General features: G+C 74.3%; 12 protein-coding genes. 6 read left to right on the forward strand and 6 right to left on the reverse strand.

From position 1 onward, the window contains the following. Window positions 1-123 precede the first annotated feature (123 nt). Both OHA34_RS00065 and murA read left to right on the forward strand, forming a co-directional pair. Window positions 124-1,482, forward strand: a complete 1,359-nt coding sequence (locus OHA34_RS00065; RefSeq protein ID WP_329520334.1) for a protein kinase domain-containing protein — start codon at window positions 124-126, stop codon at window positions 1,480-1,482. Window positions 1,483-1,528: 46 nt separating this feature from the next. Continuing rightward, window positions 1,529-2,836 (forward strand): UDP-N-acetylglucosamine 1-carboxyvinyltransferase, encoded by a 1,308-nt coding sequence (gene murA / locus OHA34_RS00070; protein WP_285944048.1) that lies wholly within the window; start codon window positions 1,529-1,531, stop codon window positions 2,834-2,836. Here murA and OHA34_RS00075 read toward each other — a convergent pair. The 6 genes from OHA34_RS00075 to OHA34_RS00100 all read right to left on the reverse strand — a co-directional run bounded on the left by OHA34_RS00075 (window position 2,804) and on the right by OHA34_RS00100 (window position 8,024). Then, on the reverse strand, window positions 2,804-3,238 hold the full coding sequence (locus OHA34_RS00075; RefSeq protein ID WP_285944047.1) for a RidA family protein: 435 nt from the start codon (window positions 3,236-3,238) through the stop codon (window positions 2,804-2,806). The two genes, murA and OHA34_RS00075, sit on opposite strands and share 33 nt — an antisense overlap. Before the next feature lie 137 nt (window positions 3,239-3,375). After that, on the reverse strand, window positions 3,376-4,470 hold the full coding sequence (locus tag OHA34_RS00080) for a branched-chain amino acid ABC transporter permease (RefSeq protein ID WP_285944046.1): 1,095 nt from the start codon (window positions 4,468-4,470) through the stop codon (window positions 3,376-3,378). After that, window positions 4,467-5,345, reverse strand: a complete 879-nt coding sequence (locus OHA34_RS00085; RefSeq protein WP_285944045.1) for a branched-chain amino acid ABC transporter permease — start codon at window positions 5,343-5,345, stop codon at window positions 4,467-4,469. Before OHA34_RS00085 ends, OHA34_RS00080 begins: the two co-directional genes overlap by 4 nt. After that, window positions 5,342-6,055, reverse strand: a complete 714-nt coding sequence (locus OHA34_RS00090) for an ABC transporter ATP-binding protein (protein WP_329520335.1) — start codon at window positions 6,053-6,055, stop codon at window positions 5,342-5,344. Before OHA34_RS00090 ends, OHA34_RS00085 begins: the two co-directional genes overlap by 4 nt. After that, window positions 6,052-6,810 (reverse strand): ABC transporter ATP-binding protein, encoded by a 759-nt coding sequence (locus tag OHA34_RS00095; protein WP_285944043.1) that lies wholly within the window; start codon window positions 6,808-6,810, stop codon window positions 6,052-6,054. The genes OHA34_RS00090 and OHA34_RS00095 overlap by 4 nt, the downstream gene beginning before the upstream one ends. After that, on the reverse strand, window positions 6,810-8,024 hold the full coding sequence (locus tag OHA34_RS00100) for an ABC transporter substrate-binding protein (protein ID WP_285944042.1): 1,215 nt from the start codon (window positions 8,022-8,024) through the stop codon (window positions 6,810-6,812). The genes OHA34_RS00095 and OHA34_RS00100 overlap by 1 nt, the downstream gene beginning before the upstream one ends. A gap of 155 nt (window positions 8,025-8,179) precedes the next feature. On the opposite strand from OHA34_RS00100, the gene OHA34_RS00105 reads away from it, so the two are divergent. From OHA34_RS00105 to OHA34_RS00120, 4 genes are read left to right on the forward strand one after another with little or no spacing between them, the layout of a single operon-like run. After that, a complete protein-coding gene (locus OHA34_RS00105; protein WP_285944041.1) occupies window positions 8,180-9,025 on the forward strand; it encodes an enoyl-CoA hydratase in 846 nt (281 codons plus the stop codon). Beyond that, window positions 9,015-10,160: an acyl-CoA dehydrogenase family protein gene (locus tag OHA34_RS00110; protein ID WP_285944040.1), complete on the forward strand. Its 1,146-nt coding sequence runs from the start codon at window positions 9,015-9,017 to the stop codon at window positions 10,158-10,160. The genes OHA34_RS00105 and OHA34_RS00110 overlap by 11 nt, the downstream gene beginning before the upstream one ends. Further along, on the forward strand, window positions 10,157-11,113 hold the full coding sequence (locus tag OHA34_RS00115; protein ID WP_329520336.1) for an acyl-CoA dehydrogenase family protein: 957 nt from the start codon (window positions 10,157-10,159) through the stop codon (window positions 11,111-11,113). Before OHA34_RS00110 ends, OHA34_RS00115 begins: the two co-directional genes overlap by 4 nt. Further along, window positions 11,110-13,215: an acetate--CoA ligase family protein gene (locus OHA34_RS00120; protein WP_329520337.1), complete on the forward strand. Its 2,106-nt coding sequence runs from the start codon at window positions 11,110-11,112 to the stop codon at window positions 13,213-13,215. Before OHA34_RS00115 ends, OHA34_RS00120 begins: the two co-directional genes overlap by 4 nt.

Genomic DNA, 13,215 nt, shown 5'->3' on the forward strand with positions numbered 1-13,215 from the left:
GGTCGCCGACCACGGCGCGGGCGGAGCTGGCGCGCAAGCCCTGGTGTTGAACTTGCGATGCACCTGGTGGGACGGGAAGGTACACCCATGAATTGGGGTGTTCCGGGCTGTTCCGTTGTGCGGGTGCTGAGTGAAGGGGCCTCGGGACGTGTCGTCCAGGCGGTGCGGGACGATACCGGTGAGCGGGTGGAGATCAGGTACCTCGCCGCGGACGAGCGGATCCGTGCGGAGTCCGCGCTGCTGGGGGAGCTGCTCGTGCCCCAGCTGGTCCGGGTTCTCGAATACGTCGAGGACGGGCGGGACGCGGCCGTCGTGACGGAGCCGGCCGACGGGCTCGCGCTGCCCGCCGTGCTCGCCGAGACCGGGCCGCTGGCGCCCGAGGCAGCCCTGCACGTCCTGAAGGACTCGCTGCTCGGGCTGGCCGCCGCGCATGGCGCCGGGGTCGTGCACCGGGACTTCCGGGCGGCGGAGGTGCTGGTCGGTGAGGACGGCGTCTGCCGGGTCGGCGGTTTCGGGCTCGTGGCGGACGAAGGAGCCGACGCCGCCGCCGACGTCCTCGCGGCGACCGTGGTGTTCTTCCAGTGCCTGGCCGGACGGGACACGCCCGTCTCCTTGACGGCGGCCCCCGAGGTGCTCAGGCCGCTGGTCGTCCGGGGGCTGGCGGAGAACCCCCTGGCGCGGCCGGCCGCCGGGCGGTTCGCCGAGCTGCTGGACGACGTGGCCGGGCAGGCGTACGGGGACGACTGGGAGCAGCGGGGCGTCGCGGGTCTGGTGGCCGTCACCAAGCCGCGCCGCTCGCTGCGCAAGCCGCTCCTGGCGGCTGGGGGCGTGGCCGTCCTCGTCGCGGCGGCGGGGGTCGTGGCGTTCGTGTGGTCCGGGGACGACGCGGCGCCGGAGCCGGAGCGTCCGGCCGTGCAGGCGGCGGTGCCGGTCGCGCCCGGCGGCGGGACGTCCATGGGGCGGATGGTGTTCACGGTCGCCCCGACCGCGAAGGTCGTCGGTGCCGCCAAGGCCGCCCAGGCGAACAACCGCAGGACCATGGAAGTCCGGCTGACGGTGACGCCCGCCAAGGTGCACCCCGGCAACACCGTGACCGTCCGGATGACGGACCGCCGCACCGACCGGTCGGGATGCCCGCCGGTGGGCAAGCGGGTCCAGTGGGTGGTGGGGGACGGGCTTCCGCCGGCGGCGGTGTGGCTGTACCCGCCGTCCACGCCTCTTCCCATGGCGGCGGGGCGGAAGATCGGCGCGACGGTGCAGGCCGGCGAGCCCAAGACGGCCCCGCTGCGGCCGTGCGGTCACGTCACGGTCCGGACGAGCAGCTACACGTTCAAGGTCCCCGAGGGGCTCGCGCGCGGCACCTACGGGCTGTCGACGCTGCACCCGCCGAGGGTCACCCGGCTGCGCGGGGCGAAGGACGTGCCGGTGGCGCAGGCGCGCGCGACCCGGCAGGGGCGGCTCCCGATGTTGACCGTCCAGTAGGGGCCGCAGGGTCGGGGCCGCCCGCGGGCCGCCGTAGGCTGCTTTGATGACCGAGAAGCTATGGGAGATCGAGCCGTCCGGGCCGCTGCGCGGCGACGTCACGGTGCGGGGGGCCAAGAACGCGGTCAGCAAGCACATGGTGGCCGCCATGCTCGGCGCCGAACCGAGCACGATCCGCAACGCGCCGGACGTCGGCGAGGTCGGGATCACCGCGGCGATGCTGGAGCACGTCGGGATGACGGTGGAGCGTTCCGGCGACGAGATCACGGTCGTTCCCGGGGCGGTGACCGAGCCCGGCGTGGGCAAGGCGTTCACCGGGCTGAACCGGATCCCGATCCTGATGCTGGGGCCGCTGCTGCACCTGGCGGGCGAGTCGTTCGTCCCGCTGGTCGGCGGCGACCCGATCGGCCGGCGGCCGGTCGACTTCCACGTGGACGCGCTGCGCGCGTTCGGCGCCGAGGTGGAGATCGCGCCCGACGGCATCCACGCCCGCGCGTCCAGGCTCGTCGGGACGCGCGTCGACCTGCCCTACCCGAGCGTCGGCGCGACCGAGACGGTGCTGCTCGCGGCGGTGCGGGCCGAGGGCAAGACGGTGATCCGGAACGCGGCGACCGAGCCGGAGATCATCGAGCTGGCGCTGTTCCTCCAGCGGATGGGCGCGCGGATCTCGTTCGCCCCGGACCGGCGGATCGTGGTGGAGGGCGTCGAGCGGCTCGGCGGCGCGTCCACCCGGCTGGCGGGCGACCGGATCGAGGCGTTCTCCTACCTGGTGGCGGGCCTGGTCACCAGCGGCGAGGTGCGGGTGCACGGCTGCCCGCAGGACCGGCTGGTCACCGCGATCACCACGCTGTCGGGGATGGGCGCCCAGTTCGACATCACCGACGACTGGATCATGGCGTCGGCGCCGGAGGGGCTGCGGCCCGCGGCGGTGCAGACCGACACCCACCCCGGGTTCGCGACCGACTGGCAGACGCCGCTGATGGTGCTGTTCACCCAGGCGGACGGGATGTCGGTGCTGCACGAGACGGTGTACGAGAACCGGCTCGCCTACGTCCCGGCGCTGAAGAGCATGGGCGCCGAGATCGAGGTGTACGACACCTGCCTCGGCGGGCCCGCGTGCCGCTACCACGACACCGCCGCCGTGCACTCCGCGGTGGTGCGCGGCGTGTCCAAGCTGCGCGGCGGCGATGTCACGATGCCCGACATCCGGGCCGGTTTCTCCGCGGTCCTGGCCGCGGCGGTCGCCGAGGGGCCGTCCAGGCTGCGCGGGGTGCACCACATCGAGCGCGGCTACCACCGTCCGGTCGAGCAGTTCCGCGCGCTAGGGCTGAGCCTGCGCAGCCGCGAGGCCTGACGGCGGGGCGAGGACGGCGACGGCCTCCACCTCGACGAGTTGGCCGTCGTAGCCGAGGACGGTCACGCCGAGCAGGGTGGACGGCGCGTCGTGGTCGCCCATGTGGGCGCGCACCACGTCCCAGGCCGCGACGAGGTCCTCCTGGCGGGAGGAGGCCACGTAGACGGTGGTCTTGACGATGTCGGAGAGGGACGCGCCGGCGGCGTCCAGCGCGGCGGTGAGGTTGCGCATGACCTGGCGGGCCTGCGCGGCGTGGTCGCCGGGCGCGACGGTGTTCCCGTCGGCGTCGAGCGGGCACGCGCCCGCCGTCCAGACCGCGCGGACCGGGGCGTCCGCGACGGCGGCGTAGGCGTAGTCGACGGTCTGCGCGAGGTCGCCGTTGCGGACGAGGGTGACGCTCATCGGGCGTCCGATCCGGGGCGGCCGTGGCCGGGAGCGGGATCCGTGCGGCGCGGATCCCGCCCCGGCCGTTCGATGGTGGTGTCCATCCGGACAGGCTAGATCGTCCCAGCGGGTGGGGCGACCGCTTTACGGCCCGGTCAGCCGGGCTTGGGCGCGCGGCGGAAGCGGCCGAGCAGACCCTCGATCGCGGCGGCCTGGTGGGTGCGGTGGCCGAACGCGCCGGCGATGCCGCCGGGCAGGAACAGCACCACCACGATGAAGATCACCCCGAGCAGGAACAGCGGCTGCGACAGCGGCGCGCGGAGCACCGCCGGGAGGTCCTGGACGAACGCGGTCGTCGCGAGCGCGCTGAGCCGGTCGTCCAGGAAGTGGTACAGCACCCCGCCGACCACCACGCCCCAGCGGCTGCCGAGCCCGCCGAGCACCACCATGACCAGCACGGTCAGGCTGAAGTGCGAGTCGGTGACCTGGTGGGTGGAGCTGCCGATCGCCAGCAGGTAGACGATCCCGCAGAGGGTGGCGAGCGTCCCGGCGACGGTGAACAGCAGCAGCCGCACCGGGAACGAGGCGATGCCGAGGACGGTGGCGCGCTGCTCGTTCTCGCGCAGCGCCTCGGCGGCCCGGCCGGGCTCGGACCGCGCCGTCCAGCGGACGATCGCGTACACCAGCACCAGCAGGGCCAGCGCGAGCCAGTAGAGGTTGCGGGTGTTGACCACGCCGACGAACGCGCGCGGGATCGCCGTCGCGTCCAGGCCGAGGCCCTCCTCCCCGCCGGTGTAGTGGCCCGGGTTGAGCAGCACCAGCACCGAGGCGGCCTGCGCGAACGCGAGCGTCACCATCGCGAACGCGATGCCCTTGACGCGCAGGCTCAGCGCGCCGACCAGCGCGGCGACGGCGGCGCCGACGACCAGGGTGACCAGCACGGCGGGCACGAAGGGCAGGCCGGCGTGCACGATCGCGATGTTGCAGGCGTACACGCCGGTCGCGAAGAACAGCGCGTGCCCGAACGACAGCAGCCCGGCCCTCCCGAACACCAGGTCGTAGGTGAGCGCGAGCGCCCCGAACACCAGGCACACCGCGAGGAGCTGCAACGTTCCGGCGGTGCTGAACGGGCCGGGCATGATCCCCTTGACCCCGACCGGGATCAGCGGCAGCACGGCGGCCACGGCGAGCGCGATCGCGCCGAGCGCGGCGGGGCCGAGCGCGGCCTTCTTGGGTTGGGATTGCGTCATGAGGCGGTGCTCCGGAACAGGCCCGCGGGCCGGGCGAGCAGGACGAGGGCGAGCAGCGCGAGGACCGACAGGTCGCCGACCCCGGCCGCGTAGTAGTTGAGGAACTGCTGGAGCAGCCCGACCAGCACCGCGGCCACGGCCGTGCCGGTCAGCGAGCCGAGCCCGCCTATCACGATCACGATCAGCGCGTAGATGAACAGCCCGGTGCCGACCCGCGGCTCCACCTGCCCGAAGTAGGAGCCGGCGATCACGCCGCCGAGCCCGGCCGCGGCGCCGCCGAGCGCGAACACCAGGGTGAAGGCGCGGCGCACGTCGATGCCGAGGGCGGTCACCATCGAGCGGTTCTCCACCCCGGCCCGGATGATCAGGCCGTAGCGGGTGCGGCGCAGGAACACCACTAGCGCGGCCAGCACCAGCACCGCGACGCCGATCGCGAGGAACCGGCTGCCGCGGATCGCGCTGCCAGCGATCTCGGTGGTCGCGTTCGCCCAGCCGGGGGAGTGGTAGCCGCGCGCGTCGCTGCCCGCCAGCTCCTCGATGAGCGCGACGAGCGCGAGCGACAGCCCCACGGTGACCAGTAGCTGCGCGTGCGTGTTGCCGTACAGCGGGCGGATCAGCAGCAGCTCGGTGACCACCGCGGCCAGCGCGCCCGCGAGGGTCCCGGCGGCCAGCATCAGGACGAACCTGCCGGTCCCGACGTCGCCGCCGCCCGACGCGACGAGGTAGCCCGCGTAGGCGCCGATGGTGAGGAACGCGCCGTGCGCGAAGTTGAGCACGTGCATCAGCCCGAACGCCAGGGAGATCCCCGCCGCGATCAGGAAGTACAGCGCGCCGAGCGCCAGCCCGGTGACGGCCAGCAGAATGACGGTACTCACGCGGCCCCCTCGCTCATGCCGACCCCGAGGAGCCGGCGGGTCAGTTCCTCGTCCGCGAGCAGCGCCGCCGCGTCGCCGGTGTGCACGACCTGGCCGTGGTCCAGGACGACGGCATCGCCGGCCAGCCGCCGGACGACCTTCAGGTCCTGCTCGACCAGGACGAGGGTGGCGATCTCGGCGGCGCGGGCGAGCGCGTCGGCGACCTCGCCGACGACCTTGGGCGCCAGGCCCTTGGTGGGCTCGTCGACGAGCAGCAGCCGGTGGTCGTTGAGCAGCACGCGGGCCAGTGAGACCATCTGCTGCTGGCCGCCCGACAGCGTCCCGGCCTGCTGCCCGAGCCGCTTCTTCAGCTCCGGGAACAGGTCGAACACCAGGTCCCAGCGGTCGGCGCCGTCCAGCCGGGCGAGGCGGAGGTTCTCCCCGACGGTCAGGCCGGCGAAGACCTCGCGGTCCTCGGGCACGTAGCCGACGCCGCGGCGGACGATGGCGAACGTGCGGGCGCCGCCGATCGCGGCGCCGTCCAGGGTGATCGTGCCGGTGGACCGGACCAGGCCCATCACGGCCTTGATCGTGGTGGTCTTGCCGACGCCGTTGCGGCCGAGCAGCGCGGTCACGCCGCCCTTGGCGACGGTGAACCCGACGCCTTGCAGGATGTGCGAGCCGCCGATCCGGACGTGCAGGTCGGCGACCTCCAGCAGTGGTGAACTCACAGCGGCTCCCCGAGGTAGGCGCTCTGCACGGTCGCGTCCGCCATGACCTTCTCCGGTGTGTCGAGCGCGAGCAGCGTGCCGTGGTGCATCACCGCGACGCGGTCGGCGAGGCCGAGGACGACGTTCATGTGGTGCTCGATGAGCAGGACGGTGCGCTCGCCGCCGGTGCCGCGCAGCGAGCCGATCAGCTCGGTGAGCTCGGGGACGTCCTCGGCGCTCATCCCGGCCATCGGCTCGTCCAGCAGGATCACCGAGGGGTCCTGGGCCAGGACGAGGGCGAGCTCCAGCTTGCGCTTCTCGCCGTGCGAGAGGGCGCCGGCCGCGGTGTCCGCGCGGGCGGCCAGGCCGACCCGCTCCAGGCAGTCGCGGGCGACGGCGGTGGCGCGGGCGTCGCTCCCGGCGGGCTTCAGGACGTTGAGCACCCCGCCGAGGTGCGCCTTCGCGGCCAGCCTGGCGTTCTCCAGCACCGGCAGGGCGGGGAACACCGACGAGGTCTGGAAGGTGCGGCCGAGGCCGAGCCGGCCGCGCCGGTGCACCGCCATCGCGGTGACGTCGCGCCCGCCGAGCAGCACGCTGCCGCCGGTCGGGCGGTGCACGCCGGTGATCAGGTTGAACAGCGAGGTCTTCCCGGCGCCGTTCGGGCCGATCACCGCGACCAGCTCGCCGCGGCGGGCGGTGAGCGAGACGTCGTCGAGGATGACGGCCGCGCCGATGCGCAGGCCGAGACCCCGGGTCTCCAGGGCGTACTCGGTCATCACTTCACCGCCATCGGGGCCGGAGGGGGCGCGGTGTCGGCCGGATCGAGGGCCTTGACCAGCTTGGGCTTCCAGCTCGCGCCGTCCTTGACCAGCCGCGCGACCAGCATCGGCTGGAGCATCGCGTGGTCGGCGGACCGGATCTCGAAGGGCCCCTTGGGGCCCTGGAACCGCCAGCCCTCCAGCGCCTTGACCATCTTGTCGGCGTCCCGGCCGCCGCCCTCGGTCACGGCGCGCTGGATCATCTGCGCGGTGGTGAAGCCGTTGCTGCTGATCTGCTCGTTCGGGGCGCCGTGCTTGCGGGCGCCGGCGGAGAGCGCGCGGTCCTCGGGGGTGTCCACGGCGCCGGCGAAGTGCCGCGCGTAGTAGAGGATCTTGCCGGCGGAGTCGCCGAACGCGGTGTACTCCGCCGCCAGCGGCAGCTCGGCGGTCGCCGCGGCCTTGTCCAGCACGCCCTGCTCGTCGAGGGCGCGGAACATGCGGGCCTTGGCGGTGCCGGCGAAGGCCACGAACAGCACGTCCGGGCGGGCGTTCTTGACCTTGACGGCGAACGGGGTGAAGTCCTGCGCGCCCATCGGCACCGCCACCTCGGCGGCGGCCGGCGGCAGGCCCTTCTTGGCCAGGTAGGTCTTCAGGGACGCGCCGTAGGTCTGGCCGAAGGCGCTGTCCTGGCCGAGCAGCACGACCCGCTTGCCGGCGAGCCCGAGGTACTCGGCGGTCGTGGCGATCTGCTGCCAGGTCTGCATGCTGGCGCGGAAGGTGTAGCGGTTGGCGCCGGTGCTCTCGTCGGTGGAGCCGTCCGGGATGAAGACGACCTTGTTCTGCCAGGCGAGCGGGGCGAGCTGCTGGGCCACGCCGGAGTCGACCGGGCCGACGATGAACTTGTAGCCCTTGCCGATGAGGTCCTTGGCCTGGGAGATCGCCTTGGCCGCGTTGCCGCCGCTGTCGAGGTAGGTGACCTTGACCTTCCGGCCCGCGATCACGCCGGTGCCACCGCCGGCCAGGTCGAGCCCCGCCTTGAACCCGCCGTTGAACTGCTTGGCGTAGTTGGCGTAGGTGCCGGTGGCCTCCTGGATGACGCCTACCCCCACCACGTCGTCCGCCAGCGAGGCGTCCGTGGAGCAGCCGGCGGCGAGCGCGGCGGCCAGCGCGGCGGCCGATCCGGCGGCGACCGCGCGGCGGGGTGGGGCCGCCGCGGTCCTGATGAGTCGCATCTCACACCTCCTCAATGGTCCGGGCATCATGCTTCATGCATGACATATTCGCAAGTGGACGCAGACTCCCGGTGGTCGAGAGTGCGGATTGACATGCTCGTGCATCATGCATGATGTTGTCCATAGTGAGTTTTCCGCCACAGAAGGGAGGCCCCATGCCCGAGGACGTCGTGAACTACGAGCGGCGCGGCCCGGTCGCGGTCGTGACGATGAACCGTCCCGACTTCCGCAACGCGCAGAACTCGGCGATGACCTACGCGCTGGACGAGGCGTTCTACCGCGCGGCCGAGGACGACGAGGTCAAGGTCGTCGTGCTGGCTGGGGCGGGCAAGCACTTCTCCGCCGGGCACGACATCGGCACTCCAGGACGGGACGTCGACCGCTCGTTCCCGCGCAAGGCCGGGCTGTGGTGGGACCACGTGGGGAAGGCCGGCGCCGAGAGCCGCTTCGCCCGCGAGTCGGAGGTCTATCTCGGCATGTGCCGCCGCTGGCGGGAGCTGCCCAAGCCCGTGATCGTCTCGGTGCAGGGCGCGTGCATCGCCGGCGGGCTGATGCTCGCCTGGGTCGGCGACCTGATCGTCGCCTCCGACGACGCGTTCTTCGCCGACCCGGTGGTGCGGATGGGCATCCCCGGCGTGGAGTACTTCGCCCACCCGTGGGTGATGCCGCCGCGGATCGCCAAGGAGTTCCTCTACACCGGCGACCGGATGCCCGCCTCCCGCGCGTACGAGCTGGGCTGGGTCAACCGGGTCGTCGCCCGCGCCGACCTGGAGGCCGAGACCTTCGCCCTCGCCGAGCGGATCGCGGCGATGCCGCGGCTCGGCCTCGCGCTCACCAAGAAGGCGGTCAACCAGGCCGAGGACCTCCAGGGGATGCGGGCCGGGATGGACTCGGTCTTCGGCCTGCACCACCTCGCGCACGCTCACAACGCCGAGACCTCCGCCGACTCGCTGGGCGGCATGGATCCCAAGAAGATGAAGGAGGCCGCTGATGGATCTTGAATTCACCCCGGCGGAACGCGCGTTCCGCGCCGAGGTCCGGGACTGGCTGGCGGCCAACGACCCGGGCCCGCTGCCGTCGATGGACACCCCTGAGGGCTTCGACCTGCACCGGGACTGGGAGGCCAGGCTATGTGAGGCGCGGCTGTCGGTCGTCACCTGGCCCGAGGAGCACGGCGGGCGCGGCGCCTCCCTGACCGAATGGCTGATCTTCGAGGAGGAGTACTACCGGGCCGGCGCCCCGGCCCGGGTCAGCCAGAACGGGATCTTCCTGCTCGCCCCGTCGCTGTTCGAGTACGGCACGGCCGAGCAGCGCGCCCGGTTCCTGCCGCCGATGGCGCGCGGCGAGGAGATCTGGGCGCAGGGCTGGTCCGAGCCCGAGGCCGGCAGCGACCTCGCCAACGTGCGCAGCCGCGCCGAGCGCGGCGACGGCGGGTGGCGGCTGTCCGGGCAGAAGACCTGGAGCTCCCGCGCCACCTACGGGCACTGGCTGTTCGGGCTGTTCCGCACCGACCCCGACTCCAGCCGGCACCGCGGCCTCACCTACTTCCTGGTGCCGCTGGACGCCGAGGGCGTCACCGTCCGCGGGATCCGCCAGCTCGACGGGGAGCCGGGCTTCGCCGAGGTCTTCCTCGACGACGTCTTCGTCCCCGACTCGTGCGTCCTCGGCGGCGTCGGCGAGGGCTGGACGGTCGCAATGTCCACCACCGGCTCCGAGCGCGGCCTCACGCTGCGCTCGCCCGGACGGTTCATGGCCGCCGCCGACCGCCTGGTCGGCCTCGCCCGGGACGCCGCGCCCGGCGAGTCGCTGCGCGAGGACGTGGCGCGGGCCTGGATGGAGGCCGACGCCTACCGGCTGTTCACCTTCCAGACGCTGACCCGGCTGGAGTCGGGCGAGCCGATCGGGCCCGAGTCCAGCATCAACAAGATCTTCTGGTCCGAGCTTGACCTGCGGCTGCACCGGACCGCGCTGCGCATGCTCGGCCCGGACGGCGAGCTGCCCGGCAACGGGTGGAGCGACGGGTTCCTGTTCGCGCTCGCTGGGCCGATCTACGGCGGGACCAACGAGATCCAGCGCAACATCATCGCGGAGCGGGTGCTCGGGCTCCCGCGCGAACCCAAGGGAGGCAAGCGATGAGATTCGCCCTCACCACCGAGCAGCGGGACTTCGGCGCGGCCGTCGCCGCGCTGCTGGAGGCCGTCCCGGAGGGGGACGGCCGCTGGGCCCGGCTCGCCGAGCTCGGCGTCCCGGCGGTGCTGGTCCCCGAGGAGCACGGCGGGGCGGGCGGCGACGACGTCGACCTGCTCGCGCCCCTGGAGGAGGCCGGCCGCGCCGCCGCGCCCGAGCCGATCGTCGAGGCCGCGGTCGCCGCCGGGCTGCTGCGCGGGACGGACCTCGCCGCCGAATGGCTGCCAAGGCTCGCGGCGGGCGAGGCGTTCATCGCGGTCACCGAGCCGGGCACCCCCCACGCCGTGCACGCCGCGCGGGCGGGCCTGCTGCTCACCGAACGCGACGGCGCCTGGTTCGCCACCAGCGCGTTCGCCCTGGCCGAGCGCCCCTCGATCGACCCGGCGCGCGGGCTGTCCAGCGTCGACGCGCCGGACGGGGTGCGGCTGGCCGAGGGCTCCGAGGCGGCCGACCGGGGCGCGGCGCTCACCGCCGCCTACCTCCTCGGCGTCGGCCGCCAAATGATCGACATGACCGTCCGGTACGCCGGGCAGCGGGTGCAGTTCGGCCGCGCGATCGGCTCCTACCAGGCGGTCAAGCACCAGCTCGCCGACGCGCTCGTCGCGGTCGAGTTCGCCCGCCCGACCGTGCACCGCGCCGCGCACTCGCTGGCCGCCGCCGCGCCGACCGCGTCCCGGGACGCCTCGGCGGCCAAGGCGATGGCCTCCGACGCGGCGCTGCACGCGGCGCGGGTCGCGCTCCAGGTGCACGGCGCGATCGGCTACACGATGGAGCACGACCTGCACCGGTGGCTGCGCCGGGCCTGGTCGCTCGCCGCCGCGTGGGGCGACGCCGACCACCACCGCCGCCGCGTCGCGGACCTGCTGCTCGGCGCCGAGGGCGAACCGGTGAGGACGCCGTGACCGCCGTCGACCTGCTCACCGCGCTCACCGCGCCGCGCTCCATCGCGGTGATCGGCGCGTCCGCCGACCCGGCCAAGCTGTCGGGGCGCCCGGTCGCCGGGCTGATCGAGTCCGGGTACGCGGGCCGGATCGTGTGCGTCAACCCCGCCCGCGACGAGGTGCAGGGCCTGCCCTGCCATCCGAGCCTCGCCGCGGCCGGCGGGCCCATCGACCTCGCCGTGCTGACCGTCCCGGCGCCGCGCGTGATGGCGGCGCTGGAGGAGTGCGCCGAGGCCGGGGCGGCGCTGGCCGTGGTGTTCGCCTCCGGTTTCGCCGAGACGGGCGAGACCGGCCTCCAGGACGAGATGACGGCCCTGGCGGACCGGACCGGCATGCGGATCCTCGGCCCCAACTGCATCGGCGCGATGGCGCTGAAGAACGGCGTGGTCGCCTCGTTCTCCCGCGCCCTGCACGGTCTGGAGCCGGTGCTCGGGCCGGTGGCGCTGATCAGCCAGAGCGGCGCGTTCGGCGCGTGCGTGCTGTCGGCCGCGCAGCACGCGGGCGTCGGCCTGCACTCGTTCGTCAACACCGGCAACGAGGCCGACGTCTCGGTCGCCGAGGCGATGGCGGCGCTGGCCGAGGACCCCGAGGTCGGCGCGCTGCTGGTCTACACCGAGGGCCTCGCCGACGGTCCCGGCCTGCTGCGCGCGGCCCGCCGCGCCCGCGAGCTGGACAAGCCGGTCGTGGCCGTCAAGGTCGGGCGCTCGGCCGCGGGCGCCCGCGCGGTCGCCTCCCACACCGGCGCGCTGACCGGCGCGGACGCCGTGTACGACGCCGCGTTCGCCGAGGCCGGGATCGTCCGGGTGGACGGGATGGGCGACCTGGTCGACGCGGCCCGGATCCTCACCGCCGGCCGCCGCGCCGCCGGGGACGGGCTCACCGTGCTGTCGATGTCGGGCGGCGTGGGCATCCTGATGGCCGACCTCGCGGCCGGCCACGGCATGCGGCTGGCCGACTGGGACGACGCCTGGCAGGCCCGGATGGCCGAGGCCGTCCCGCCGTACGGGTCGCCGGTCAACCCGGTGGACCTGACCGCCCAGCTCAACACCGAGCCGGAGATCCTCACCCGGGCGCTGGAGGTGGCCTGCGCGCACCCCGGCACCGACGTGATCGCGGTCTACCTGGGCGTGCTCGCGGGCGGCTCCGAGGCGCTGGTGGACGCCGTCGCGGCGGCGGCCGGCGTCACCGGCAAGCCGATCGTGGTCGCCTGGACCGGCGGCGACGGGACGCCGCTGCGCCGCCTCACCGCGCTCGGCGTCCCCGCCTACGACGACGCGAACCGGGCGATGAGGGCGCTCGGCATGCTCGTCCGGCACGCGTCCCATCGTGAGGCCGGCGCGGGCGCCGCGTACGTGCCGGACACCGCGCGCCGCGCCGCCGCGCTGGAGATCGTCCAGCGGGCGCGGGGGAAGGGCCGGCGGCAGCTCGACGAGGCGGAGAGCAAGCGGCTCCTCGCCCTCTACGGCGTCGAGGGCATCCCGGAACGGGCCGCGGACACGCCCGAGGAGGCCGCCGCGGCGGCGGCCGGGCTGGGCTTCCCCGTCGCGGTGAAGCTGCTGTCGGCCGACGTCGCGCACAAGTCCGAGCTCGGCGGCGTGCGGCTCGGCCTCACCGGGCCCGGCGAGGTCCGCGAGGCCGCCGCCGAGGTGATGGCCGCGGCCCGCGCCGCCGGGGCCCGCGACGTCCGGCTGCTCGTCCAGCGGATGGCCGGGCCCGGCGTCGAGCTGATCGCCGGCGCCCGGGTGGACCCGGTCTTCGGCCCGGTCGTGCTGGCCGGGCTCGGCGGGATCTTCGTGGAGGTGCTCGCCGACAGCGCCCTCGCGCTCGCCCCGGCGGGTCCCGCCCGGACCCGGGAGCTGATCGGCTCGCTGCGCGGTGCGGCGCTGCTGCGCGGCGTCCGGGGACGGCCCGCCGCCGACGAGGCGGCGGTCGCGACGGCCCTGTCCGGGCTCTCGGAGCTGGCGGCCGACCTCGCCGGCGAGATCGCCGAGATCGACGTCAACCCGCTGCTCGCCGGCCCGGACGGGGCGGTCGCCCTGGATGCCCTGGTGATGCTGGGATGA

The sequence above is a fragment of the Spirillospora sp. NBC_01491 genome, assembly GCF_036227065.1.
Classification (GTDB): domain Bacteria; phylum Actinomycetota; class Actinomycetes; order Streptosporangiales; family Streptosporangiaceae; genus Spirillospora; species Spirillospora xylanilytica.

Excerpts from the sequence above, each read along its gene's own strand:
- murA (WP_285944048.1), top strand. The coding sequence starts at position 1,529 with ATGACCGAGAAGCTATGGGAGATCGAGCCGTCCGGGCCGCTGCGCGGC.
- OHA34_RS00075 (WP_285944047.1), bottom strand. The coding sequence starts at position 3,238 with ATGAGCGTCACCCTCGTCCGCAACGGCGACCTCGCGCAGACCGTCGAC.
- OHA34_RS00080 (WP_285944046.1), bottom strand. The coding sequence starts at position 4,470 with ATGACGCAATCCCAACCCAAGAAGGCCGCGCTCGGCCCCGCCGCGCTC.
- OHA34_RS00095 (WP_285944043.1), bottom strand. The coding sequence starts at position 6,810 with ATGACCGAGTACGCCCTGGAGACCCGGGGTCTCGGCCTGCGCATCGGC.
- OHA34_RS00100 (WP_285944042.1), bottom strand. The coding sequence starts at position 8,024 with ATGCGACTCATCAGGACCGCGGCGGCCCCACCCCGCCGCGCGGTCGCC.
- OHA34_RS00105 (WP_285944041.1), top strand. The coding sequence starts at position 8,180 with ATGCCCGAGGACGTCGTGAACTACGAGCGGCGCGGCCCGGTCGCGGTC.
- OHA34_RS00110 (WP_285944040.1), top strand. The coding sequence starts at position 9,015 with ATGGATCTTGAATTCACCCCGGCGGAACGCGCGTTCCGCGCCGAGGTC.
- OHA34_RS00115 (WP_329520336.1), top strand. The coding sequence starts at position 10,157 with ATGAGATTCGCCCTCACCACCGAGCAGCGGGACTTCGGCGCGGCCGTC.